At 59.9% G+C, this 24,590-nt stretch carries 20 protein-coding genes; 6 read left to right on the forward strand and 14 right to left on the reverse strand.

Annotation, left to right across the window (positions count from 1 at the left end):
* Window positions 1-106: 106 nt before the first annotated feature.
* Complete coding sequence (gene dnaE / locus EV281_RS01490) at window positions 107-3,592, forward strand: DNA polymerase III subunit alpha (RefSeq protein WP_132651201.1); 3,486 nt, start codon at window positions 107-109, stop codon at window positions 3,590-3,592.
* Window positions 3,593-3,631: 39 nt separating this feature from the next.
* Here the strand turns inward: dnaE and EV281_RS01495 are convergent, their stop codons facing one another.
* On the reverse strand, window positions 3,632-5,029 hold the full coding sequence (locus tag EV281_RS01495) for an MFS transporter (RefSeq protein WP_245508201.1): 1,398 nt from the start codon (window positions 5,027-5,029) through the stop codon (window positions 3,632-3,634).
* A gap of 142 nt (window positions 5,030-5,171) precedes the next feature.
* Between EV281_RS01495 and EV281_RS01500 the strand changes: the two genes are divergently transcribed.
* Window positions 5,172-5,603 carry a helix-turn-helix domain-containing protein gene (locus tag EV281_RS01500; protein WP_132651202.1) on the forward strand — a complete coding sequence of 144 codons (432 nt, stop codon included), beginning with the start codon at window positions 5,172-5,174 and terminating at the stop codon, window positions 5,601-5,603.
* A gap of 1 nt (window position 5,604) precedes the next feature.
* Here EV281_RS01500 and EV281_RS01505 read toward each other — a convergent pair whose 3' ends face one another.
* Window positions 5,605-6,855 (reverse strand): L,D-transpeptidase family protein, encoded by a 1,251-nt coding sequence (locus EV281_RS01505; protein ID WP_132651203.1) that lies wholly within the window; start codon window positions 6,853-6,855, stop codon window positions 5,605-5,607.
* A gap of 185 nt (window positions 6,856-7,040) precedes the next feature.
* Window positions 7,041-8,330, reverse strand: a complete 1,290-nt coding sequence (locus EV281_RS01510; protein WP_132651204.1) for a DNA polymerase IV — start codon at window positions 8,328-8,330, stop codon at window positions 7,041-7,043.
* Window positions 8,331-8,406: 76 nt separating this feature from the next.
* Between EV281_RS01510 and EV281_RS01515 the strand changes: the two genes are divergently transcribed.
* Window positions 8,407-8,994, forward strand: coding sequence for a GNAT family N-acetyltransferase (locus EV281_RS01515; protein ID WP_132651205.1), 588 nt, complete (start codon window positions 8,407-8,409; stop codon window positions 8,992-8,994).
* On the opposite strand, the gene EV281_RS01520 is transcribed toward EV281_RS01515, so the two are convergent.
* A complete protein-coding gene (locus tag EV281_RS01520; protein ID WP_132651206.1) occupies window positions 8,969-9,646 on the reverse strand; it encodes a hypothetical protein in 678 nt (225 codons plus the stop codon). The two genes, EV281_RS01515 and EV281_RS01520, sit on opposite strands and share 26 nt — an antisense overlap.
* A gap of 2 nt (window positions 9,647-9,648) precedes the next feature.
* Complete coding sequence (locus tag EV281_RS01525; protein ID WP_132651207.1) at window positions 9,649-9,963, reverse strand: DUF3572 domain-containing protein; 315 nt, start codon at window positions 9,961-9,963, stop codon at window positions 9,649-9,651.
* Window positions 9,964-10,095: 132 nt separating this feature from the next.
* Between EV281_RS01525 and EV281_RS01530 the strand changes: the two genes are divergently transcribed.
* Together EV281_RS01530 and EV281_RS01535 are read left to right on the forward strand one after the other, a co-directional pair.
* Window positions 10,096-10,467, forward strand: coding sequence for a response regulator (locus tag EV281_RS01530; protein WP_132651208.1), 372 nt, complete (start codon window positions 10,096-10,098; stop codon window positions 10,465-10,467).
* A 15-nt stretch (window positions 10,468-10,482) separates the two neighbouring features.
* Complete coding sequence (locus EV281_RS01535) at window positions 10,483-11,856, forward strand: PleD family two-component system response regulator (RefSeq protein ID WP_132651209.1); 1,374 nt, start codon at window positions 10,483-10,485, stop codon at window positions 11,854-11,856.
* Window positions 11,857-12,617: 761 nt separating this feature from the next.
* Here EV281_RS01535 and rpmG read toward each other — a convergent pair.
* The 5 genes from rpmG to topA all read right to left on the reverse strand — a co-directional run bounded on the left by rpmG (window position 12,618) and on the right by topA (window position 19,826).
* Complete coding sequence (gene rpmG, locus EV281_RS01540) at window positions 12,618-12,785, reverse strand: 50S ribosomal protein L33 (protein ID WP_003587245.1); 168 nt, start codon at window positions 12,783-12,785, stop codon at window positions 12,618-12,620.
* Window positions 12,786-12,878: 93 nt separating this feature from the next.
* The gene (locus tag EV281_RS01545; RefSeq protein ID WP_132651210.1) at window positions 12,879-14,063 is read right to left on the reverse strand and encodes an MFS transporter; all 1,185 of its coding nucleotides are present in this window, start codon (window positions 14,061-14,063) and stop codon (window positions 12,879-12,881) included.
* A 243-nt stretch (window positions 14,064-14,306) separates the two neighbouring features.
* Window positions 14,307-14,759, reverse strand: coding sequence for a DUF983 domain-containing protein (locus EV281_RS01550; protein ID WP_132651211.1), 453 nt, complete (start codon window positions 14,757-14,759; stop codon window positions 14,307-14,309).
* Window positions 14,760-14,778: 19 nt separating this feature from the next.
* Complete coding sequence (gene rnr, locus EV281_RS01555; protein ID WP_132651212.1) at window positions 14,779-17,148, reverse strand: ribonuclease R; 2,370 nt, start codon at window positions 17,146-17,148, stop codon at window positions 14,779-14,781.
* Window positions 17,149-17,150: 2 nt separating this feature from the next.
* The gene (gene topA / locus EV281_RS01560; protein WP_132651213.1) at window positions 17,151-19,826 is read right to left on the reverse strand and encodes a type I DNA topoisomerase; all 2,676 of its coding nucleotides are present in this window, start codon (window positions 19,824-19,826) and stop codon (window positions 17,151-17,153) included.
* 255 nt (window positions 19,827-20,081) lie between these two features.
* Between topA and EV281_RS01565 the strand changes: the two genes are divergently transcribed.
* Window positions 20,082-20,288, forward strand: a complete 207-nt coding sequence (locus tag EV281_RS01565; RefSeq protein ID WP_132651977.1) for a hypothetical protein — start codon at window positions 20,082-20,084, stop codon at window positions 20,286-20,288.
* Here EV281_RS01565 and dprA read toward each other — a convergent pair.
* From dprA to EV281_RS01585, 4 genes are read right to left on the reverse strand one after another with little or no spacing between them, the layout of a single operon-like run.
* Entirely contained in the window at window positions 20,268-21,416 is a 1,149-nt protein-coding gene (gene dprA / locus EV281_RS01570) for a DNA-processing protein DprA (RefSeq protein ID WP_132651214.1), read from the reverse strand. The genes EV281_RS01565 and dprA overlap by 21 nt on opposite strands.
* On the reverse strand, window positions 21,416-22,036 hold the full coding sequence (gene plsY / locus EV281_RS01575; RefSeq protein WP_132651215.1) for a glycerol-3-phosphate 1-O-acyltransferase PlsY: 621 nt from the start codon (window positions 22,034-22,036) through the stop codon (window positions 21,416-21,418). Before plsY ends, dprA begins: the two co-directional genes overlap by 1 nt.
* 51 nt (window positions 22,037-22,087) lie before the next feature.
* Window positions 22,088-23,380: a dihydroorotase gene (locus EV281_RS01580; protein WP_132651216.1), complete on the reverse strand. Its 1,293-nt coding sequence runs from the start codon at window positions 23,378-23,380 to the stop codon at window positions 22,088-22,090.
* Window positions 23,377-24,333: an aspartate carbamoyltransferase catalytic subunit gene (locus tag EV281_RS01585; RefSeq protein ID WP_037096295.1), complete on the reverse strand. Its 957-nt coding sequence runs from the start codon at window positions 24,331-24,333 to the stop codon at window positions 23,377-23,379. Before EV281_RS01585 ends, EV281_RS01580 begins: the two co-directional genes overlap by 4 nt.
* Window positions 24,334-24,590 lie beyond the last annotated feature (257 nt).

Below are 24,590 nucleotides of genomic sequence, written 5' to 3' on the forward strand. Positions count from 1 at the left end.
GATCGCATGGCAGCCATGCGGTCCCGAAGCGGGACTTTTTCTGGACAGAATCGCCTTCAATGCCGACAATACGCGCTCTTCATTGAGGTGATCTGAAAGGCATATCATGGCGGATGCGGAACAAGGTGCGATCGGCGGAAAGCCGGGCTTCGTTCATCTGAGGGTCCATTCCGCCTATTCGCTGCTCGAAGGCGCGCTGCCTCTCAAAAAGATCCTCTACAAGGCAGCCGGCGACGGGCAGCCGGCGATTGCTATTACCGATACCAACAATCTCTTCGTCGCCCTGGAGTTTTCCCAGAAAGCGATGGACGAGGGCCTGCAGCCGATCATCGGCTGCCAAGTATCGATCGATATGGAAGACGGCCTCGAAACCGAAAAACGGGGAGGTCAGCAGGCGCTGGTCAAGCTGCCTTCCATCGTGCTTCTGTCCGCCACCGACGCAGGTTACGAGCGGCTGGTCGATCTTGTCAGCCGCGCCTATCTCGGCGGCGAAGGCAACTCGACCATCCATATCCGTTCCTCCTGGCTGGATGAGGTCGGTACGGACGGTCTGATCGCCCTGACGGGGGCTGCGACCGGCCCCATCGATATGCCGCTCAAGGACGGCCATGCCGCACAGGCAGAGACACGGCTGCTGACGCTGAAACGCATCTTCGGCGACCGACTCTATGTCGAGCTGCAGCGCCACGGCACCTATGACAAGCGGCACGAACAGAAGATTATCGGTCTTGCCTATAAGCACGACCTGCCGCTGGTCGCCACCAACGAAGCCTTCTTCCTGACGCGTGATGATTACGACGCGCATGATGCACTGATGGCTGTAGCGCACAACGCCATCGTCTCTGACGACAGCCGTTTCCGCCTCTCGCCGGATCATTATCTGAAGAGCCGCGCCGAAATGGAAAAGCTCTTCGCCGATCTGCCTGAGGCACTGGAGAATACGGTTGAGATCGCCCGGCGCTGCTCCTTCGTACTGAAGACGCGCAAGCCGATCCTGCCGCGCTTCACCGGCGCCACCGCCGATCCTGAGGAGGCCGAACGCGCCGAGGCGCTCGAACTTCGCCGCCAGGCGCAGGAGGGGCTCGACATGCGTTTGGCCACGCTCGGCATGTCGGCCGGCTACGAGGAGAAGGATTATCGCGAGCGGCTGGAATTCGAGCTCAGCGTCATCGAGCGCATGAAGTTCCCAGGTTACTTCCTGATCGTTTCGGATTTCATCAAATGGGCCAAGCAGCACGATATCCCCGTCGGCCCTGGCCGCGGTTCGGGCGCAGGCTCGCTGGTCGCCTATGCACTGACCATCACCGACGTCGATCCGTTGCGCTTCTCGCTGCTCTTCGAACGCTTCCTCAATCCGGAACGCGTCTCGATGCCGGACTTCGATATCGACTTCTGCCAGGATCGCCGCGAAGAGGTGATCCGTTACGTGCAGCGCAAATATGGGCGCGAGCAGGTGGCGCAGATCATCACCTTCGGTTCGCTGCAGGCGCGCGCCGCACTGCGTGACGTCGGCCGCGTGTTGGAAATGCCCTATGGTCAGGTCGACAAGATCTGCAAGCTGGTGCCGAACAACCCGGCAAACCCGACGCCGCTCTCCAAGGCGATCGAGGAGGAGCCGAAGCTGCAGGAAGAAGCAGCCAAGGAACCGGTTGTCGCGCGTCTGCTTGATATTGCCCAGAAGATCGAAGGCCTCTATCGTCACGCCTCGACCCACGCCGCCGGCATCGTGATCGGCGACCGCCCGCTGTCAAAGCTGGTGCCGATGTATCGCGATCCGCGTTCCGACATGCCGGTCACCCAGTTCAACATGAAATGGGTGGAGCAGGCCGGCCTGGTGAAGTTCGACTTCCTCGGCCTGAAGACGCTGACCGTGTTGAAGGTCGCCGTTGACTTCTGCAAGAAGCGCGGCATCGAAGTGGATCTCGCCAAGATCCCGCTCGACGATAAGAAGACCTATGAGATGCTCTCGCGCGGCGAGACCGTCGGTGTGTTCCAAGTTGAAAGTGCCGGCATGCGCAAGGCGCTGATCGGCATGAAACCGGACTGCATCGAGGACATTATCGCGCTCGTGGCTCTTTATCGTCCAGGCCCGATGGAGAACATCCCGACTTACAACGCGCGCAAGCATGGCGACGAAGAGCTGGAATCGATCCATCCGATGATCGACCACCTGCTCAAGGAAACGCAGGGCGTTATCGTTTACCAGGAACAGGTGATGCAGATCGCCCAGGTCCTGTCGGGCTATTCGCTCGGCGAAGCCGATCTTCTGCGTCGCGCCATGGGTAAGAAGATCAAGGCGGAAATGGACCAGCAGCGCGAGCGCTTCGTCGATGGCGCGGTCAAGAACGGCGTCTCGAAGCCGCAGGCCGATAACATCTTCGAACTGCTCGCAAAGTTCGCAAACTACGGCTTCAACAAGTCGCATGCGGCGGCCTATGCGATCGTCTCTTACCAGACGGCCTACATGAAGGCGCATTATCCGGTCGAATTCTTGGCCGCCTCGATGACGCTCGATATGTCGAACACAGAAAAGGTCAACGACTTCCGGCAGGATGCCAAGCGTCTCGGCATCGAAGTCATTGCGCCCTCCGTTCAGACCTCTTTCCGCCATTTCGAGACTGGCGACAACCGCATCTATTACGCGCTTGCGGCCATCAAGGGTGTCGGCGAATCCGCCGTCGATCACATCGTTGAAGTGCGCGGCGACAAGCCCTTCGCCAGTATCGAGGATTTTTGCCTGCGCATCGATCCGCGTCAGGTCAACCGCCGCGTATTGGAAAGCCTGATCTATGCCGGCGCCTTCGATTGCTTCAATCTCGATCGCGCCCAGCTTTCCGCTGGCCTCGATCGCGTGCTCGGCTATGCACAGCGTGCCCAGGAAAACAAGCTGAGCGGTCAGTCGGATATTTTCGGCGGGGCGTTGTCCTCTGGTCCGGAAAAGATCGCCCTGCCGCCGTTCTCGCCCTGGCTTGCCTCCGAGCGCCTGCTCAAGGAGTTCCAGGTGCTGGGCTTTTACCTGACCGCCCATCCCCTCGACAGCTACAACAACATCCTCCAGAAGATGCGTGTGCAGACCTTCGCCGATTTCTCCGCCGCCGTGAAGCAGGGCGCGGCAAACGGGCGACTGGCAGGCACGGTGATTTCCAAGCAGGAGCGCAAGACGCGTACTGGCAACAAGATGGGCATCATCGTCTTCTCCGATTCCTCAGGCCAGTACGAATCCGTGCTCTTCTCGGAAATGCTGAACCAGTATCGTGATGTGCTGGAGCCTGGAAAATCCTTCGTCATTACCGCTATTGGCGAAGAGCGGCCGGAAGGTGTCAGTCTGCGTCTGCAGACCATCCAGTCGCTGGAAGAAAAATCGCTGCAGATGCAGAAGGCGCTACGCGTCTACGTCCGCGATTCCGGTCCTCTGCGCGCCGTCGCGGCGCATCTGAACGCCAGGGGTGACGGCCTCGTTTCCTTCATCGTCATCAAGGAGGAAGGCAAGCGGGAAGTCGAGGTGGTCTTGCAGGATAAGTACCGGATCACACCCGAGATCGCCGCCGCCCTGCGCGCGGCTCCCGGCGTTGTCGACGTCGAACTCGTCTGACGAACAGGGCAACCGGGACGAACCCGGTTGCCCTTCTTTTCAGCCGGCCTGCAGCCGGCACGAGGCGTCCTTACAGCGGCCTCTGCCGAAGCCCATGATGGCCATGCCGATCAGCGTCGCTCCGACCGGCACCATCAGGGCGGCCCGTAGCGCTTCCAGCCGTTCGGACGGGCTGTCGCCATCACCGAGAGCAAGCGTGCTAACGGCGCTGACGGCTGACAGGCCCAAGGCTGCGCCGAACTGGAACGAGGTGTTCACTAGGCCGCTTGCCAGCCCCTGTTCGTCTTCGGCAATACCCTCGGTCGCGATGATTGTCAGCGGTCCATAGCCGAGCGAGAAGGCGAGGCCGAGCAACACCATTGACGGCAGCATGGCCGCATAGGTCCAGTCGAGGCCCATGCCCAGGAAGAGCGCGTAGCCGGCGATAGCGAAAGCAAAGCCGCCGAGGACTACGCGTCCATTCCCGAAGCGTTCGACGAGCAAGGGCGTCAGCAGCGGGGCAAGAATGGCGTCCATGCCAATGACGATCAGTGCGAGGCTGGTTTGGAAGGACGACCAGCCGAGCAATTCCTGCAGGTACAGCGAGACGATGAACTGGAAGCCGAAGAAGGCGCCGGTAAAAAGCATTGCTCCGAGGTTCGATTGCACCAGTTCTGACGACCGGAATATCCCGAGGCGCACCAGCGGCGCACGTGAATTGCGCTCGATAAGAATGAAAGCAAGCCAGAGCGCTACGCTCGCCCCTGCCGCCGCAATCGTCCAATTCAGATTGTTGGTCGCATGCTCCAGTCGCGTCAGTGTATAGGCGGCAAGCAGCATGGCGCCGGTCAGCGTTCCCGCGCCCGCGATGTCGAATTTCTGACGTGGGGCGTCCTTCTCCTTCTTCTCCACGATCAGCTTCATGCCGATGAGAAGCAGGATGGCGGAGAAGATGACGGGCGCGAAGAACACCCAGCGCCAGCCCACGGCGGCCAAAAGCCCGCCGATGACGAGACCGAGCGAAAAGCCGGCGGAAGCGGTGCCGGCATAGATGAGCACCGCCCTATTGCGCTGCGGTCCTTCGGGAAAGCTGCCGTTAATGAGGGCGAGGCCGGCTGGCGTCATGAAGGCGGCCGCCGCGCCGGTCACGAAGCGGGCCGTCAGCAGCATCCAGCCTTCGGTCGCAAAACCGCCGAGCCCGGAGAAAAGCAGGAACACCGTGAGCGCCGTCAGGAAGACCTTGCGTTTGCCGTAGATATCGGCGACTCGCCCGCCAAGTAGCATCAGGCCGGCATAGGCAAGAACATAGGCCGAAACCACAGCGCTCAGAGTTGTGGTCGAAAGGCCGAGTTCGGCTCGGATCGAGGGCAGGGCGATGTTGAGCATGGCCGCATCGACGCCTTCGAGAAAGATCGCACCGCAAAGAACGGCGAGCATGCCGGCGGCACCGAGGCTCATTCTTCCGCTATCCGCTGCCAGAGGAGGACTTGTAGACATCATGATTTCCTTGTCCATGAAGTAGGGAAGAGCGAGAATGGTTACATATTGATCTTCGGTTCCCTATTGTAACCAGGTCTGACATAAGGCATGGTTCGAACCCATGGAAGAAGGCACTTCAAACTCACCGAGTGACTGCTGCAGCACCGACCGCGACTACGACATCCACCAGTGGGATGCGCGGGAGGAGTGCGAGGTGCGCCAGATACTCGATCGCATCGCCGACAAATGGTCGCTACTGGTCATTGCCCTGCTGGAAAAGCGCACCCTGCGTTTCACCGAATTGCGCAAGAGCATCGACGGCATCAGCCAACGAATGCTGACGACGACATTGCGCCAGCTCGAGCGCGACGGGCTGATCGTGCGGACGGTCTATCCAGTGGTGCCGCCGAGGGTCGATTACGCACTGACGGAGCTCGGCTGCACGCTGCATGATACGATCAAGGCGCTCGTTGCCTGGACGGAGGCGAACCAGACAAAGATCATCGCCGCTCGCCGAGACTACGACGAACGCGCCAGCGAGAAGCTCTGGTAGGTCAGCTTTCGCGGGTGATCGTGATGAATTCGGTGCCTTCGGTAGTCTCGGGACCAAGGCCCATATCCGAGATCGTCAGCGTCGAGCCGGGCGAGATCAGCGCGTCGATCCGGTGACGAACGTCCTCTGATATCGAGATGCGACTGAGCGCCGTCGCGATGGGACGGCCGCTGATAATGGAACTTTCCTGATTGGTAATGCCCAGCCGCTTCATCGCCTCACGGGACAGGTTGTTTTCTAGCGTCACGCCCAGCCAGTCGGCCGTGCCGGCCGCCTCGTCGACGGCATGCAGCGAGAAGAAATGTGTACCAAGCGCGAGGCCGGGATCGGTAATCGTAACGGGCGCCTCGAAAAGCGGCTTGAAATCCTGGCGCACCATGATGACGCCGTTTGGTGGTTCGCCTTTACCTGCCGCGGCGTAAACTTCTCTAATCAGAGCGTCGGTGATGAAGCCCTTATCACGGGCGAATTCCTTCGGCCGGAGCGCCTTGAAGGCGTTGATGGCCTGAACGGTCGCAGGGCCAGCCAGCCCGTCAGGCTCGCCGGCGGCAAAGCCGAGCTGGTTCAGGAGGGTCTGGATGTCCGTGACATTTTCACGCTGTGTGCGGCGCGTGATTAGCATGCTGATGGGCGAGGTTTCCGCAGCGGGTGCCGGTGCCTGGATCAGCGGTATCGGCAGGGCCACCGTCGTCTCGTTCATGGCAACCTGCACCTGCGTCTTCGCATAGCCGATGGCTGGGCGTAGCTCCACGTCGGAAAGCAGCGGCGCCGGCTCGGGCCGATCCGGTCGGAAAAGTGTCGGATGATCGATTGGCTCGGGCGTCAGCTCGCTGCCGGTGATGATGACGGGCACGCCCATCTCGGTCATCTTGTAGAGCGATTTTGCGAAATCGCCGGGCATGCGCACGCAGCCATGCGAGGCCGGATAACGCGGCACGGAATTGGATTCGTGCAGTGCGATGCCGGACCATGTCAGCCGCTGCATGAAGGGCATCGGCGCATTCGAATAGATATTGGATTCGTGGTACTTCTGCTTCTCGATGACGGAGAAGATGCCGCTCGGAGTGGTATGCCCGTCCTTGCCGCTCGATATCTTGGAGGTCGCGACGATCTCCGCGCCATCATAGACGGCGAGCGACTGCTTATCCTTGGAGACGAATATCTGCAGCGTGCGTGGATCGGCCGCATATGCCGGATGAACGAGAGCGGTTGCCGACAGCAACCCGATAAGGACGCTTACACGCACAGACATGACGCAATACACCACATGCACAAAAACGCCTGGAGTTAAGCACGCGAAGTTTAACGAAGGCTTGAATGGGCGATCGCGCGGCGATCACAAGATCGTGGAATATTCGAGCATGGCATGATCAGGCGGTAAAGAATTGCAATGCCGCGTTGCTGGAAGCGGAGACTGTGCCGGCCTGAAGCAAAGGGCTACCGGTTGCCCTTGCCGCCGAACGTATAGCCGGTTTCGACCGTGCCTTTGCCAAACTTGTCACGCAGTTTGTCCATGGCGGCTTCCGCCGCGGCGCGCCGGCCGGATTGATGGTCGATGAGGTCGGGCGGATCGGCGCGGCCGGCATCGCCGAGATCCGTTACGCCGATACCGATCAAACGGAATTTCGTACCGTCCGTTTCCTTTTCCAGAAGCTCGACCCCGGTTCGGAAGATCTTGTCGGCAAGCTGAGTCGGATCTTCCAGGCGGCGGTTGCGGGTACGCGATTTGAAATCGGCCGTTTTCATCTTCAGTACGACCGTCTGCCCGGCAATGCCGCTTTTCTTCAGCCGCCAGGAGACTTTCTCGGAGAGATTGCGCAGGATCGGCACGAGATCGTCGTAACGCGAAATATCGTCGAAGAAGGTGGTTTCGGCTGAAACGCTCTTGGCGGGATCGTTGATATGCACCTCGCGGTCGTCGATGCCACGAGACAGACGGGAGAGGCGCTGGCCGATACTGCCATAGCGGCGCATCAGGTCGTTCTCTTCCATCCCCTGCAACTGACCGATTATGCGAATACCATCAGCTTCGAGCGTCGCCGCGAGGGCCTTGCCGACGCCCCAGATGGTCGTCACCGGACGAGGTGCCAGGAACTCTACGGCTTCCTCCCGCCCGATGACGGAAAAGCCACGCGGCTTCTGCAGATCGGAGGCGACTTTGGCGAGGAACTTGCAATAGGAGAGCCCGACCGAGACGGTGATGCCGATCTCCTTTTCGACTCGGCGGGCGAACTTCGCCAGCGTGCGTGAGGGCGGATCATGATGCAGGCGTTCGGTACCGCCTAGCTCCAGGAAGGCTTCGTCGATGGAGAGCGGCTGAACGAGCGGCGTCAGTTCCTGCATCAGCGCGCGGACCTCCCGGCCGACCTTTACATATTTCTCCATGTCGGGAGGGATGACGATCGCCTGCGGACAGGCTTCCAGCGCCTTGAACATCGGCATGGCCGAGCGAACACCGTGAATGCGGGCGATGTAGCAGGCGGTGGAGACGACACCGCGCTTTCCGCCGCCGATGATCACCGGCTTGTCGGCGAGCTCCGGGTTGTCGCGCTTCTCCACGGCCGCATAGAAAGCATCACAATCGATATGCGCGAGCGTCAGGTCATAGAGCTCCTTGTGGCGCACAAGACGGGGACTGCCGCAGGCATGGCAACGGCGCACCTCTCCCTTCTGCTCGGCAAGGCAGTCGCGACAGAAGCCGGGTGTCTTGTCAGATGCAGGCGCCATGGCGGGAACAAAGGTTGAACATCGGAACATTACGCCCTAAGCTTTTGAGTCTCAAGAGAGGGAGGAGAGCTTGGCCGTGGATATCGATTTTCGTTTCGAGCCTGTCACGGCCGAACGCTGGGGCGACTTCGAGACGCTGTTCGGCCCGCAGGGCGCCTTCTATAATTGCTGGTGCGTCGCGCTGCGCCTTCCGCATGCCGTCCGCACCAGGATGGAGCCCGCTGAGCGTAGGGCCCATATGCAGGAGCGCATTGCGGCCGGGCCGCCGCCCGGCATTCTTTGCTATTCTGAAGGAGAGCCGGTCGCCTGGGTACAGGTCGGGCCGCGTCATGACGTGCCCCAGTTCAATTCGTCGCGCACAGTTTCGCGGCCCGTCGATGAAGGTGATGCGCATGATCCCTCGATCTGGGCGATCAGCTGTTTCTTCCTGCTGCCGAAGCTACGCGGAAAGGGCTTGAGCCACCGGATGCTTGCCGGCGCGGTCGAATACGCCCGCCGCGAGGGCGCACGCCTGCTGGATGCCTGTCCCATCGACCATGTGAAGCAGTCGAAATCGGTGACGCTCTGCATCGGCTCGACAGCGATCTTTGACGCTGCCGGTTTTGAGACGATTGCGCGGCGTAAGGATGGCCGGCCGCTTATGCGGCTGGATTTGCACGTTTGATGGAGTCTGCCGCAAGATGCCGGTCGATCAGCTCGGCCGCATGCGCCCAGTCTCGCGCTCGCGCGATGTCCTCGGAGGCAGGTGGCGCAAAACGGTGCACGGGTGAATCCGGCATGAGGTGGATGAGCAGGCAATCCTCTACATGCTCCTTCACCGAACGCAGGTTGTGCGCCATATCATCGATGAAGACGACTGGAAGGTCGCGGCCGCCGTGCAACGCCTGCACGACCGGTCCCTTCGGCTGTTCGCTGGCAAGCATCGGGAACGCTAGGCCGGTGCTATCGAGCAGGCGGCGGCGGTGGGCGGAAAACTGCGGCGGCATCGCGGTGAGGAACAGGATGTCGGCATTCCTGGACAGCTGCTCAAGGATGGACACGACCGGATCGAAGGGTGTCTGCCAGCTCTCCTGGGCCTCGAAGAATTCCGCGATCAGCCGGCTGACGTGCTGATCCTCAAGCACCTGCCCGTCGGCCAGCGAGACGATATTGCCGTGAAGATGAAAGGAGCGCGGCAGGAATTCGTGGCCGAGGCTCTGCAGATACAACTGAAAGGGATCGATGAATTGCAGTACGACATCATCGACGTCGCAGACGATGAGCGGCCTGTCGCCGAGCCGGATATGCGAGATGCCGAGTTCGGCGCTGTCGTTCACGATCAGTATTCTCCGGAATCGAGGCCGGGTGGAGAGAAGTGGCGCCATGCAGCCGTCAGCGCTTCCGGCGTCGTGCCTGTCGCCTCACAGAAGGCGATCGCGGTCGGCTCGTGGTTCATGAGGAAATCCAGCATGCCGCCGAGAAAGCCGGAATCGTTGATAGCGTTGCGCACTTGGCTCGGCTCGACGCCGGTCAGCGCCAGGAAGCGGCCGAAGAGATCCGGATCGTTTGCCAGCCAACCGAGGACGGCGATAGCCGTTTCTTGCGGATCGGCTGCCGCCGCAAGTTGTTTCGAAGTCTTGAAATTGCTTTGCATTGCGGCGGTCGAGTTACCTTTTTTTCAACCAAATACCGGTAGCTTGCACTATCGGTTTCATGGAGCCATTTGTCAGCTGATGTCTTGTCATGGGACATCTGGCTTCAAGAGCGGACGTAGGGACAGCTTGTCATGCCCAAACAGGTAATGATTGTAGAAGATAACGAGCTCAACATGAAGCTCTTTCGGGACCTCATCGAGGCCTCGGGTTATACTACGATCCAGACCCGCAACGGTATGGAAGCGCTTGATCTTGCACGCAAGCACCGCCCCGATCTTATTCTTATGGATATTCAGCTTCCGGAAGTGTCCGGTCTCGAAGTCACCAAATGGCTGAAAGAAGATGATGAACTGCATGCGATCCCGGTCATTGCAGTCACCGCTTTCGCCATGAAGGGCGACGAGGAACGGATTCGCCAGGGCGGCTGCGAGGCATATGTCTCGAAGCCGATCTCCGTTCCGAAATTCATTGAGACGATCAAGACTTATTTGGGCGACGCCTGAGCATCGGAAAGATTAATGACCGCGCGAATACTGGTAGTTGACGATATTCCGGCGAATGTGAAACTGCTCGAAGCGCGGTTGCTGGCCGAATATTTCGACGTGCTGACAGCCGCCGACGGCTACGAGGCGCTGGCGATCTGCGACCGTAACCAGGTAGACCTCATTCTTCTCGACATCATGATGCCCGGCATCGATGGCTTCGAAGTGTGCGAGCGGCTGAAGGCCAATCCTAAGACCTCGCATATTCCCGTCGTCATGGTCACCGCGCTCGACCAGTCGGCCGACCGTGTGCGCGGCCTGAAGGCCGGTGCAGATGACTTCTTGACCAAGCCCGTCAACGATCTGCAGCTGATCTCCCGCGTGAAGAGCCTGCTGCGCCTGAAGACGCTGAGCGACGAACTGCGCACGCGCGCCGAGACCGCTCAGACGATGGGCATGGATGAGCTGATGCATGCTGGCGACGAACGCTCAGACGAAGCGGGCCAGGTATTGTTGGTCGACAGCCGTGCCAACTCGCAGGAGCGCATCATCAAGACGCTGAAGCCTGTCGCCGATGTGGTTGCCATTTCAGATCCACAGGCTGCCCTTTTCGAAGCGGCCGAGAGCACTTTCGAACTCGTTATCGTCAACGCCAATTTCGATGATTACGACCCGCTGCGGCTCTGCTCGCAGTTCCGTTCGCTGGAGCGGACCCGTTTCCTGCCGATCCTGATCATCACCGAGCAGGGCGCCGACAACATGGTCATCCGGGCACTCGATCTTGGCGTCAACGACTATATCGTGCGCCCCGTCGATCCGAACGAACTGGTCGCCCGCAGCCTGACGCAGATTCGGCGCAAGCGCTACAACGACCGCCTGCGCGCCAATGTCAAGCAGACGATCGAGCTCGCAGTCACCGATCCGCTGACCGGCCTCAACAATCGCCGTTACCTCGACAATCATCTCAATGTGCTGTTCAACCGTTCGATGGCCCGCGGCCGGCCGCTCTCGGTTCTGATCACGGATATCGACCGCTTCAAACAGGTCAACGATACCTATGGCCACGACGGCGGCGATCAGGTGCTGAAGGAATTTGCAAACCGCGTGCGCTCGACCGTCCGCGGTGCCGATCTCGCCTGCCGTTACGGCGGGGAGGAATTTGTCGTCGTCATGCCGGACACCTCGCCCGAAGTCGCCGCGGCCGTTGCCGAGCGCCTGCGCATGGCCGTTGAAAGCACGCCCTTCCTGCTGAAGTCGTCGGGCGAAACGCTGAATATTACGGCCTCTTTCGGCATATCTTCGCGTATTGCTTCGGTCATAACGCCCGACCAACTCATGAAGCAGGCAGACCTTGCACTCTATGAGGCGAAGAACACCGGACGCAACCGCGTCGTGGCCTCAGCCGCCTGACGACAGGATGTTTCATAACATTCCGCGTTCGGTTATCCACTGGGCTAGCTGAACCTTACGAACATTTAATGTTGATGGCTGCAACAAGGCCGCTTATTTTTCAACCCGATAGCCCCAAAATGGACTTTAAAGCGCGTTTCTTTTGATAACACGTATCGCCTGCTCGCGAAAACCAGAGGCAGGAATTGAGCAAAGAAGAGCGGACTATAAGTGCATCCCGAGCAATCTGTCCGCGTCAATCGTATTTCAGCAGATGTAACGCCGTCCCTTTACGTAAGGGCAGGTATGATGGCGTTATTGCAATATATTTGTAAAATTCTTGGTAAAATTAAATATTGTCCGATTGGTAAAAGAGAATTGCACGGTTCTTTACACGTGCCAAAATTGGACTTTTAACCATAGAATCATGCCTTGAAATTTTATCATTAAGAATTTGTTGATTTTCTTTCATTTTTGCGCAAATTATCGCCTCAGAACAGAAAGCGCTCCGGTGGAGGAGCTGTCGATACCCCATGATGCTCAGGTCCGCCGCATCTCCTGGGTCGTGGGGTCGGTCGGCTGGTACGCAACTTTAAACGGTTCCTCGTGCCGTTTTGCTTGCTGGCCGACCCCCTTTTCATAAAAACGCCGTCCCTTCCCGAAGATGGAAGGGCGGCGTTTTTCTGTTTGCGCTAACATTGACCTTACGTGAGCCCGGCATAAACAAAAAGCGCGCAACCCGAAGGCGCGCGCTTTTTTTAAAAAAACGTGAGATCCAGTAATTACTTGATCTTGGTTTCCTTGAACTCGACATGCTTCTTAGCAATCGGGTCATACTTGGTCTTCGTCATCTTGTCCGTCATCGTACGGCTATTCTTCGTCGTGACGTAGAAGAAACCGGTGTCGGCCGTCGACAGAAGCTTGATCTTGATAGTGGTAGCCTTGGCCATGGTCGTCCTGCCTTTAAGAAAATGAAAGCCGTGGAAAGCCGGATAGGCTCCACGGCAAATTCTGGCGCGAAACTACGAATCTTGCCCGAAAAGTCAAGCCCGCTTTCCGAGGAAAAGCAGTCTTATGCCCGCGAGAAGAGCATAAAGCCCGAAGAAGCAAGCAATTGACCAGGCAAAGCCGTTGTTTCCTGCAACGTCGATGGCTGCGCCGATCACCTGCGGACCGGCAACGGTGCCAACGGCATAGCAGAAAACGAAGGCCGCATTGGCCGCCGCAAGATCGGAACCTGTCAGTCGCGAGCCGAGATGGCTCAGTCCAACAGTGTAGAGACCGGAGACGCAACCGCCCCAGAAAACCAGAAGCCCGGCCATGAGAAGCCAGTTGTTGACGAGGATCGGCAGCATCATCGTGCCGGTGAAGCCGGTAAGCGCCATGAGCACGAGCAGGGGACGCTTGTCCTTGATGCTATCGGAAAGCAACCCGAGCGGGATTTGGAAGATGACGTTGCCGACACCCATCATGGTCAGAAGCAGGGCGGCCTGCGATTCGGTGAAATGCGCCCGCACGGCAAAGATCGGAAAGAGCGAGAGGCCGCCGGCTTCGACCGCACCGAAAATAAAGACGGCTGCTGTCGCGGTCGGCACTAGGAAGACGTAGCGCATGAAATGCAACTCCGGCTTTTCGTCCAGGACCGGGCTCTCATGCCGGGCGATGAAAATCGGGATCGCAGCGAGCAGGATCGCGAAGGCGCCGACTAGGAAGGGCAGGATGCCCTCGCTGCCGAGCAGCGAGAAGATCAGCGGCCCGGCGGCAAAGCCGAGTGAAAGAACCGTTGCGTAGATGCCGAGCACGAAGCCGCGTTTGGAAGGTGGCGAGGCAGCGTTGATCCAGAATTCCGACAGGATGAAGAGCGTGGTCGTAGCACCATGGAAGGCGAAGCGCAGCGGAAACCACATCCAGAAATCCTGCGCATAATAGAATCCGAGCGCACTCAGCGCCGAGATCAGCACCGCCCACAGCATGGTGGGTGCGACGCCATACTGATGCGCGAGCTTTGTCGTGATCGGCGCTGCCGCCATCGCCGCGATACCGGCCATCGCGGTATTGAGACCGATAAGGGTGGAAGAGATGCCGCGCTTTTCGAGAATGATGCTGAGAAGAGGCAGTCCCAGGCCTATCGCTATGCCGACAGCGGAAATGGAAGAGACGGCTGCCACCAGAGAAGGCCAATGGATTTCCTCGACATCGCCCGGTGTGCCGTTCTTCGGCTGAGACATTTATCCATCCTTAGAGAAGTATGCGGACGAATCGTCCGTCTGGTGTCACATAGAAAGACATAGGCGTGCCAAATCCAAGTGACGGGCAGGGTTTCATAGTATTTCCGGCGTCTCCCGACGAGTTCTTGAGTTCCCCGTACAAGAAATGATTACCGTGACGATGTACTGCAGATAGTCGGCTACAGGCCACGGCGCTCTGGCCGCTGCCACTACACGCGAAATATGTCTGTAAGGTGAAGGTGTTCAAGCTTGGCGGCCGGGTGCGTCGTGATCGTCCGGTTCGTCGTCGTCACCGCCGAAACCATGCATCCTCAACGCCCATTGCAGGCCGATGACGCCACCCTTTATCGGCTGGATCGAGACGAGCGCGGTGATGACGGTGATCGGTGCCCAGATGGCGAGATGCACCCAGACTGGCAGCACGAACGTCATGTCCGTCAACATGAAGCCGCCGACGACGACATGGCCGAGCACGAGGATGACGAGATAGGGCGGCAGATCGTCGGCGCGGTGGTGGTACATCGCCTCGCCGCAGGCGGCGCAATGATCGACGGGTTTGAGAAAGGCACGAAATAGCTTGCCGCTGCCACAGGCCGGACAGCGATTCAAGAAGCCTCGCGTGATGGAGCGTCCGAGCGGCCGCTCGGCACCGGACGTATCCCCGTAGCGAACGATCTCGTCTGCCGGTGTGCTCATGGTTCTTCCCTTTCCGGAACTAACGCCTACCGCGCGGGGGCCTCGTTCCGACTTTTTTGCGAGCGCGGCTTGCGTCGCGCCGTCCCGCCTTGTGGAAGGAGCGCACAGCCGTCGGCATCTTGCGTCCCTCGCTCAGCATTTCAAATCGCAGGGCCCCCGCAAGCGGGATCGCCTCTGCCAACCGCACCGTCACATCGTCGCCGAGACGATAGCCGAGCCCGGTTTTCTCCCCGGTCAGCGCCTGATGCGCCTCGTCATAGATGAAATAGTCGGTGCCGAGCGTAGATATAGGGATGAAACCATCAGCGCCATAGTCCGGAAGCAAGATAAACAGACCGGATTTGGTGACGCCTGAAACGCGTCCGTCGAATTCCTGGCCGATGCGACCAGCAAGATGGTGGGCGATCAGGCGATCGACCGTCTCTCGCTCGGCGGCCATGGCGCGGCGTTCGAAGGTGGAGATCTCGGCAGCGATATCGTCGAGTGTTGCCTCCTCATCCGGCGTGATGCCGCCTTCGCCGAAGCCGAGCGCACCGACCAGCGCCCGATGCACGATGAGGTCGGCATAACGGCGGATCGGCGAAGTGAAGTGCGCATACTTCATCAGGTTCAGGCCGAAGTGACCGATATTGTCAGGGCTGTAGATTGCCTGGCTCTGCGAACGCAGCACCATTTCGTTCACCATGGTCTGGTGCGGCGTGCCATCAGCCTTGGCGAGAATACCGTTGAAGCTGTTGGCGCGCACATTGCCGCCCTTGGCAAGCGAGATGCCGAGGGTAGCGAGGAACTCCCGCAGCACTTCCTGCTTGGCAAGCGTCGGGGAGTCGTGAATGCGGTAGATCAGCGCCTGGCGCTTTTTCTCCAGCGTCTCGGCAGCTGCGACGTTCGCTTGGATCATCATCTCTTCGATCAGCTTGTGTGCATCGAGGCGCGGCGGCACGAAGACACGATCGACGGTGCCGTCGGGTTTCAGCAGGATCTTGCGCTCGGGCATGTCGAGTTCGAGCGGCTGGCGCCGCTCGCGACCGCGCTTCATCGTCTCGTAGGCGTGCCAGAGCGGCTTCAGGATCGGCTCTAGCATCGGGCCGGTCTTGTCGTCGGGCTTGCCGTCGATAGCCGCCTGCGCCTGCTGATAGGAGAGCTTGGCAGCGCTCTTCATCATGATGCGGTGGAAGGTGTGGCCGATTTTGCGGCCTTCCTTCGAAAAGACCATGCGCACGGCAAGGGCAGGGCGGTCAACGCCTTCCTTCAGCGAGCAGAGATCGTTGGAGATGCGCTCCGGCAGCATCGGCACGACACGATCAGGGAAATAGACCGAATTGCCGCGCTTCAGTGCTTCGCGGTCGAGCGGCGAGTTGGGTCGCACATACCAGGAGACGTCGGCAATCGCGACGGTGACGATAACGCCGCCGGCATTGTCCTCGGATGGATCGTCCTCGGCATAGACGGCATCGTCATGATCCTTCGCATCGGCCGGGTCGATAGTGATCAGCGGTATGTCGCGCCAGTCTTCCCGATGCGACATGGTGGCAGGCTTGGCGTCATCGGCTTCTGCAACGACCGCCGGCGGAAAGACATGCGGAATGCCATGCGCATGAATGGCGATCATCGAGATCGCCTTTTCCGAACCGACGGAACCGATGACCGACAGCACCTTGGCGCGGGCGAGTCCGAAGCGGCCAAGGCGGGCGATTTCCACCTCGACCAGATCGCCATCCTTGGCATCGCCCTTGTAATCGGGGTCGATCACCATTTCTTCGCCGCGCCGATCGATGGGCAGCAGGCGTCCGGCACCACCCGGCACATCCTTGAAGACGCCCATGGTCGCGCCGCGCCGCTTGTCGATTACCTTGATGATGCGGGCCGTATAGGCCGGGCCGCCACGGTCAACGGCCGGGAATATCTTGGCGAGGATCCGGTCGCCGATGCCGGCAACAGGCGCCTTGCCCTTGCCTTGACGGCCGGCAGGCGATTGCTGACGGATGGCGACGGCCGGCGCCACACCCTGATCCTCAGGCCATTCGGCCGGGCGGCCGATCAGCTCGCCGTCCTTATCGCGCGTGGTAATGTCGAGCACGGTGACGGGCGGCAGGGCACCCGGCCGGATCAGCGATTTGCGGCTCTTCTGCAGCATACCTTCCTGCTCCAGCTCCTGAAGCAGATGCTTGAGCTCGACGCGGCCTTCCCCCTTCAGCCCGAAGGCCTTTGCGAGTTCGCGTTTGGAAGCCTTCTGCGGATGCTCGGCAATGAAGCGCAGGATAACCTCGCGCGGCGGCAGGGCGCCATGCACGATATTCAGCGGCTCGGGCGCGGCTTCTCTGCTCGCGCGTCCGAACTTTCCCGGGCGCTTGCCCGTGGCTCTCGTAGTCTCGCGCGGTTCTCTGGCCACTCTCAGCTCTTTTTCGTTTTCGCCGCTGCTTTTGCCTTGGCTGCCTTCGGCTTTGCGGCAGTCTTCGTCGTCTTGGCTTCGGCTGCCGCAGTCTTCGGCTTCGCGACTGGTTTGGCCTTAGCAGCCGTCTTAGCCTTGGTCTTGGCAGCGGGCGTCTTACCGGCCTTTTCCGCAATCAGCGCCAGCGCTTCTTCGACGGTGATGGTCTGCGGATCCTTGCCTTTGGGTAGCGTCGCATTGACCTTGCCCCAGTTGACATAGGGACCATAGCGGCCGTCGCGAACGGTGATCGCACCACCGTCAGGATGATCGCCCAGCTCCTTCAACGCGGCCGGCGTTCCGCGGTTGCCGCCCGGCGCCTTAGCCTGCTTTTCGGCAATCAGCGTCACGGCGCGGTTGAGGCCGACCGAGAAGACGTCCTCGATGCTCTCCAGATTGGCATAGGTGCCGTCATGCAGCAGGAACGGCCCATAGCGGCCGAGCCCGGAAGAGATCATCTTGCCGGTTTCCGGATGTTTGCCGATATCGCGCGGCAGTGAAATCAGCGCCATCGCCTTCTCGTAGTCAATATCTTCTGGTTTCCAGCCCTTGGGCAGCGAGGAGCGCTTGGCATCCTTGCCGTCGCCGCGCTGTATATAAGGTCCGAAACGCCCCGAACGCAGCGTGAGTTCCTCGCCGGTGGTCGGATCGGTGCCGAGGCTCTTTGGCTCGTTCAGTGCAACCCCTTCGGCCTCGCCGCCATTCTCGGAGGAGAGCTGGCGGGTGTAATTGCATTCCGGGTAATTCGAGCAGCCGACGAAGGCGCCGTATTTGCCGAGCTTCAGCGATAGGTTGCCGGTGCCGCAGACCTGGCAGATGCGCGGATCGCTGCCGTCTTCACGCTTGGGAAAAACGAGGGGCGCCAGCGCTTCGTTGAGCGAGTCCAGAACGTTGGTGACGCGCAGTTCCTTGGTATCTTCGATCTGCGAGAAGAAATCCTTCCAGAAGTCGCGAAGAACCTGCTTCCAATTGAGTTCGCCAGCCGAAATCCGGTCGAGCTTCTCTTCGAGATCTGCCGTGAAGTCGTACTCCACGTACTTCGTGAAGAAGCTTTCGAGGAAGGCGGTGACGAGACGCCCCTTGGCTTGCGGGATCAGCTTGCGCTTGTCGATCGTCACATAATCGCGGTCGCGCAGTGTCGCGAGCGTCGCGGCATAGGTGGATGGACGCCCGATACCGAGTTCTTCCATCTTCTTGATGAGCGAAGCTTCGGAGTAACGCGGCGGCGGTTCGGTGAAATGCTGCGTGGAATTGATCTTCTGCTTCGCGAGGTTCTCGCGCGCATTGATCTCCGGCAGGCGGCCATCCTCGTCGTCAGCGTCGTCGCTCTGCTCGCCATCCTCCTTCTGGTCGGTATAGGCGGCAATGAAGCCGTCGAAGCGGATAACGGAGCCAACGGCACGCAGGCCGGCCTTCTGACCATTATTGTCGGCGATGATTTCGGCCGTCGTACGCTCGATCTCGGCCGATGCCATCTGGCTGGCGATGCCGCGCTTCCAGATCAGGTCGTAGAGGCGGATCTGGTCGGCATCCAGGAATTTGCGCACGCGATCGGGTGAGCGGTTGAAATCCGTCGGACGAATCGCTTCGTGTGCTTCCTGGGCGTTCTTCGCCTTGGTCGAGTAGAAACGGGCCTTTTCCGGCAGATAACGATCGCCGAACTGCTCGCCGATGGCGCGCCGCGCTGCATCAATCGCCTCGGGTGCCATCTGCACGCCGTCCGTACGCATATAGGTAATGAGACCGACAGTTTCGCCGCCTATATCGACGCCCTCGTAGAGCTTCTGCGCGATCTGCATAGTACGTGATGCCGAGAAGCCGAGTTTGGAGGAGGCGGCCTGCTGCAGCGTGGAAGTCGTAAACGGCGGTGCCGGATTGCGCTTGACGGGCTTTGCCTCGACGCTTTCGACGACATAGCTTGCGCCCTCTAGCAGAGCCTTCAGCTTGCCGGCTTCTTCGCCATTGCCGATCGAGCGCGGCTGCAGCCGCTTGCCGTTGGCGGCAACGAGCCTGGCTTCGAACTCGTCGCCGCGCGGTGTCTTCAGGAGCGCAGAGAGGTTCCAGTATTCTTCGGAAATGAAGCGCTCGATCTCGGATTCACGGTCGCAGACGAGGCGCAGCGCCACCGACTGCACGCGGCCGGCCGAACGCGCGCCGGGCAGCTTGCGCCAAAGAACTGGCGAGAGGTTGAAACCGACGAGATAGTCGAGTGCGCGGCGCGCCAGATAGGCGTCGACCAGAGAGACGTCGATATCGCGCGGATCGGCCATCGCATCGAGCACGGCCTTTTTGGTGATGGCGTTGAAGACGACGCGCTTGACGGGCTTGCCATTGATGACGCGCTTCTTGTTCAGAAGGTCGAGAACATGCCAGGAGATCGCTTCGCCTTCGCGATCAGGGTCGGTCGCAAGGATGAGGCCGTCGGAGGATTTCACCGCGTCGGCAATATCCTTCATGCGCTTTGACGAGGCACCATCCACCTCCCAAAGCATCTCGAAATCCTGATCCGGAAGAACTGATCCATCCTTGGCAGGCAGATCGCGCACATGGCCGAAAGAGGCGAGCACCTTGTATCCTGGACCCAGATACTTGTTGATCGTCTTGGCCTTGGCAGGCGATTCCACCACTACAACATTCATGATGATTCTCTAAAAAAGATGTCAATCCGGCAATCAGGCAGGCGCAACACGTACTGCAATATGAATACCGGCCCTCCGACATGGACAGGGAATTCGCTGTGGTCAAGAGGTTTGCTGCAATTTTACCTCTTTGCCGGGCATCGCAACCAATGAGAGACTTTGAAACTATTGCAATTCAGGATGGATGCGCTATCGTTTTTGAAAGGTGGTTCGGCTCCTTGTAAGGCAGCCTTCTCCGATTTCACAGAGACAATCATGGCGCTGAACGTTGCAGAAAAAGACATCGATCGCGCGGCGTCGCTCGAGAACGTTGCTTTCATCCGTCAGATGCTTGGAGAACTGCACCAGATGGCAGAGCGCGAACAGGCGGAGATGCTGTGTTATCTCATCGAAATGGCCTATGTCGAGGCTGGGGACCTGCAGTCGCGCATGCATGGCGGCTCAGTCGGTCATGGAAATTGAAATCAATCCGCCGGCATGACGGTGAAGCCGGCCTGCCATATCCAGCTCCAGGAGAACGAGATAGACGGCGGAAGCCGAAAGACCGGTGTGACGGATGATGTCGTCGACCTCCACTGGTGTCGGACCGAGTGCATCGATGATGAGCGAGCGATCCGTTTCATCGGGCGGAAGCGATATTTTGCCGCCCTCACGTCTTGGTTCCTCGGCTGATGGCAGAGAGAAGAGATCGGGCTGGGAAAGCGGCGCCAAGGCCTCGACGACGTCCTCGGGTGAGGTGACGATCATTGCCCCGTCTTTTAAAAGCCCGTTCGTGCCCTGACAGCGCGGGTCGAGCGGCGAGCCCGGCACGGCAAAGACCAGACGCCCGAATTCGCCTGCCATTCGTGCCGTGATCAGCGAGCCGGAACGAACCGCTGCTTCCACGATCACGACGCCAAGCGCAATGCCTGATATCAGGCGGTTTCGACGGGGGAAATCGCGGGCACGCGGTTCCCAGCCGAAAGGCATCTCGCTGACGGCAAGGCCATTGCCATTCCATATCTCGTCCAGCAAACCGACATTTTCAGGTGGGTAGGGTTGATCCAGCCCGCCGGCCATGGCGGCTATGGTGCCGGTGCCAAGACTTGCCCGATGGGCGGCCGTATCGATGCCGCGGGCAAGCCCGGAGACGATGACGTAGCCGGCCCGACCGCAGTCGCGCGCAATCATCGCCGCGAATTTCGAGCCGCTGATGGAGGCATTGCGCGACCCGACGATGCCGATGGCCGGCCGATTTGCCGCGGAAAGATCGCCCTTGACCGCCAAGAGCGGCGGCGCGCCATCGATCTGGCGCAAAGCATGCGGATATTCAGGCTCGCCAATGCCGACGAAACGGGCGCCGAAGCGCTGTGCCGCATCCAGTTCGCGATAGGCCTCGGCTTCCGTTGCGATGCGGATGGAGCGTGTGGCACCGCCCCGCGCCGAAAGCTCCGGCAGCATGGAAAGTGCCGCTTCCGCCGAGCCGAAATGATTGATGAGATCGCGAAAGGTTGCAGGGCCGACATTGTCGGAACGGATCAGCCGCAGCCAGGCGATCCTCTGCTTGTCGGTCAGCGCAACTCCCTTTGGCTTTGCGCTGAGCGCGTCCATTATCCCTTAGCCCCGATCTTGCTTTCCGTGCCATTCATCAGGCGGGAAATATTGGCCTTGTGCTTCCAATAGGAGATGACGGTCATGATCGCCATGATCGCCGCAACCTTTTCGTCGCCCAATATCCACAATGCAACCGGAATGACAAGCATGGCGATCAGCGCGGAAAGCGAGGAGTAGCGCGTGATAAAGGCGGTTCCCAGCCAGACGGCGGCAAAGAGCAGGACCATGAGCGGTGCAACACCGAGAAGTGTGCCGATATAGGTGGCGACACCCTTACCGCCCTTGAAGCCGATCCAGACGGGGAAGAGATGGCCGATGAAAGCGAAGAAACCGGCGATGATGCCCGCTTCCTCACCCGCGAAATAGGCCATGATCCAGGCGGCTACGGCAGCCTTCAACGCGTCGAGCAGCAGCGTTGCAGCCGCAAGCTTCTTGTTGCCTGTGCGCAGGACATTTGTGGCGCCGATATTGCCGGAGCCGATGCTTCGCACATCGCCGAGGCCGGCGGCACGCGTCAGGATGAGGCCGAACGGGATGGAGCCGAGCAGGTAGCCCACGACGATCGCGGCAAGCGCCAGTGGCAGCGTTATCTGCCAGGTGACAAGATCAGATATCATTTTGTTCCCCAATCCTCTGCCGAAAGGCCACCTGCAAGCGCTGGGCGGCCCTCAGCCCTGCAATGTGTGAACCAGCTTGCCACTGACATAGGTTGCCACGGCTCGCCCGCTGAAACGTGCATCCTCGAACGGCGTGTTCTTCGAGTGAGAAAGAAGCATGTCCTTGGCGACAAGCCAAGGTTCTTCGAGATCAATCAGCGCGATATCGGCTCTGGCACCAGGTTTCAGGGTGCCGGCATCGAGACCGAAGATTTGCGCCGGCCGCGTCGACATCGCATCGATCAGCCGCATCAGGCTGACCTGCTCGCTGTGATAGAGCCGCAAGGCTGCGGCGAGCATGGTTTCGAGGCCCACTGCGCCATCTTCGGCCTCGCCGAAGGGCAGTCGCTTGGTATCGACATCCTGCGGATCGTGCGAGGAGACGATGATATCGATCGCGCCCCTGGCCAGCGCATCCACCATCGCCACCCGGTCATCCTCGGAGCGCAGCGGCGGATAGAGCTTGAAGAAGGTCCGATATTCGCCGATGTCGTTCTCGTTAAGCGCCAGGTTGTTGATCGATATACCGCAGGTTACTTTCGCGCCGCGCGAGCGGGCAAGTTCGATCGCCTCGACCGATTCCGGAACGGAGATCATCGCAGCGTGATAGTTGCCGCGGGTCAACTGGGCGATGCGCAGGTCGCGCTCCAGCGGGATCAGCTCCGCTTCCTTCGGAATGCCCGAAAGGCCGAGCCAGCTTGCGAGCAGGCCTTCATGCATGACGCCATTGGCGCCGAGATATTTGTCACGCGTGGCGCAGGAAATGACGGCGCCGAATTCGCGTGCATAGGTCATCACCCGGCGCAGCACCTGTGTATCGGATATGGTGGCCTGCGCGTCGGTGAAGGCGACGGCGCCAGCCTCCATCAATAGGCCGATTTCCGTCATCTCTTCGCCGGCGAGCCCCTTGGTGATGGCCGCTGCCGGATAGACGTTGACGACGGCCGTATCCCGCGCTGTCTTCTTGACGAACTCGACGAGCGCAATGTCGTCGATAACGGGGTGTGTGTCGGGCATCATAATGATCGAGGTCACACCGCCCGCCGCCGCAGCGCGGCTTGCCGAGGCAATGGTCTCGCGATACTCACCGCCCGGTTCGCCGATATGGACTCGGGCGTCGACGAGACCGGGCGTTGCGACGAGGCCGGTGCAATCGCGCACGGTAGCCCCTGAGGGAGTGCCCTGGTTTTGTGCATCCTTGCCGGCCGCGACGATGCGACCGTCCTTGACGATGACAGTGCCGATCTCATCGAGATTGCGGGAGGGGTCGATTATGCGGACGTTCTTGAGGACGAGATTGCTCATGCGCCCACTCCATCGGTGCGGGGTCCCTGGTTTTGGGAAACGAGCAGCGCTTCCATGACGGCCATGCGCACGGCGACCCCCATCTCCACCTGTTCGGCGATTACGCTCTGCGGACCATCGGCGACCTCGGAGGCGATTTCTACGCCACGGTTCATCGGTCCCGGATGCATGACCAGCGCATCCTCCTTCGCTGCCTTCAGCGTTTCCGCGTCGAGGCCGTAGAAGTGATAGTATTCGCGCACCGACGGCACGAAGGCGCCCGACATGCGCTCGCGCTGCAGCCGCAGCATCATGACAACGTCGGCGTCCTTCAGCCCTTCCTTCATCGAATGAAAGACCTCGACACCCATTTCTGCGATGCCGGCCGGCAGCAGCGTCGCCGGCGCAACGACACGCACACGCGCGCCCATTGCATTCAAAAGCAGAATATTGGAGCGCGCCACGCGCGAATGCAGCACGTCACCGCAGATCGCCACGATGATGCGCGACAGCCGGCCCTTGGCGCGGCGGATCGTCAGCGCATCGAGCAGCGCCTGTGTCGGATGTTCATGCTGGCCATCGCCGGCATTGACGACGGAGCAGGAGACCTTCTGGGCAAGAAGCGCAGCAGCACCGGCGCTAGAGTGGCGGATGATTAGCACATCAGGCCGCATCGCATTCAGCGTCATCGCCGTATCGATCAGCGTTTCGCCCTTCTTCACCGAGGAGTTGCCGACCGACATATTCATCACGTCGGCGCCAAGACGCTTGCCGGCAAGTTCGAAGGAAGCTTGCGTGCGCGTCGACGCCTCGAAGAAGAGGTTGATCTGCGTCAGCCCCCGGAGGGTCGACGTCTTCTTCTCTCGCTGTCGGCTGATCTTGACCGCTTCGTCGGCCTTGTCGAGAAGATAGGTTATATCCTGCTCGGTGAGGCCCTTGATGCCAATGAGGTGGCGGTGGGGGAAAAAGACCATGACCCTGCCTCTTCTTGTCTTCGCGGGGTCTATAAAGAGTGTGGGGGGAAGGGGCAAGCGCGTCCTATACGCAAATCCCTATGTTCCCCATGCATTTTCCGTCGAATCTCGTTACTGCATGATTCCTTAAATCGGAATCGATTTAAGGATAAAACTATGCAGCAATTTAAAGTGCTACAGGGTCCTCTACGCGTCTGAAAAGACGCGCGGCGCTGTAGAGCAGAAATCTGCGAATCACGAACTTCCGGTTTCCCTTT

This window comes from Rhizobium sp. BK418, assembly GCF_004341105.1.
GTDB lineage: Bacteria > Pseudomonadota > Alphaproteobacteria > Rhizobiales > Rhizobiaceae > Rhizobium.

Excerpts from the sequence above, each read along its gene's own strand:
- EV281_RS01510 (WP_132651204.1), bottom strand. The coding sequence starts at position 8,330 with ATGGCGCCTGCATCTGACAAGACACCCGGCTTCTGTCGCGACTGCCTT.
- EV281_RS01585 (WP_037096295.1), bottom strand. The coding sequence starts at position 24,333 with ATGGTCTTTTTCCCCCACCGCCACCTCATTGGCATCAAGGGCCTCACC.
- EV281_RS01580 (WP_132651216.1), bottom strand. The coding sequence starts at position 23,380 with ATGAGCAATCTCGTCCTCAAGAACGTCCGCATAATCGACCCCTCCCGC.
- EV281_RS01505 (WP_132651203.1), bottom strand. The coding sequence starts at position 6,855 with ATGTCTGTGCGTGTAAGCGTCCTTATCGGGTTGCTGTCGGCAACCGCT.
- rpmG (WP_003587245.1), bottom strand. The coding sequence starts at position 12,785 with ATGGCCAAGGCTACCACTATCAAGATCAAGCTTCTGTCGACGGCCGAC.
- dnaE (WP_132651201.1), top strand. The coding sequence starts at position 107 with ATGGCGGATGCGGAACAAGGTGCGATCGGCGGAAAGCCGGGCTTCGTT.
- dprA (WP_132651214.1), bottom strand. The coding sequence starts at position 21,416 with ATGGACGCGCTCAGCGCAAAGCCAAAGGGAGTTGCGCTGACCGACAAG.
- EV281_RS01530 (WP_132651208.1), top strand. The coding sequence starts at position 10,096 with ATGCCCAAACAGGTAATGATTGTAGAAGATAACGAGCTCAACATGAAG.
- EV281_RS01535 (WP_132651209.1), top strand. The coding sequence starts at position 10,483 with ATGACCGCGCGAATACTGGTAGTTGACGATATTCCGGCGAATGTGAAA.
- EV281_RS01550 (WP_132651211.1), bottom strand. The coding sequence starts at position 14,759 with ATGAGCACACCGGCAGACGAGATCGTTCGCTACGGGGATACGTCCGGT.
- EV281_RS01525 (WP_132651207.1), bottom strand. The coding sequence starts at position 9,963 with ATGCAAAGCAATTTCAAGACTTCGAAACAACTTGCGGCGGCAGCCGAT.
- EV281_RS01495 (WP_245508201.1), bottom strand. The coding sequence starts at position 5,029 with ATGAGCCTCGGTGCCGCCGGCATGCTCGCCGTTCTTTGCGGTGCGATC.
- EV281_RS01500 (WP_132651202.1), top strand. The coding sequence starts at position 5,172 with ATGGAAGAAGGCACTTCAAACTCACCGAGTGACTGCTGCAGCACCGAC.
- EV281_RS01545 (WP_132651210.1), bottom strand. The coding sequence starts at position 14,063 with ATGTCTCAGCCGAAGAACGGCACACCGGGCGATGTCGAGGAAATCCAT.
- plsY (WP_132651215.1), bottom strand. The coding sequence starts at position 22,036 with ATGATATCTGATCTTGTCACCTGGCAGATAACGCTGCCACTGGCGCTT.
- EV281_RS01565 (WP_132651977.1), top strand. The coding sequence starts at position 20,082 with ATGGCGCTGAACGTTGCAGAAAAAGACATCGATCGCGCGGCGTCGCTC.
- topA (WP_132651213.1), bottom strand. The coding sequence starts at position 19,826 with ATGAATGTTGTAGTGGTGGAATCGCCTGCCAAGGCCAAGACGATCAAC.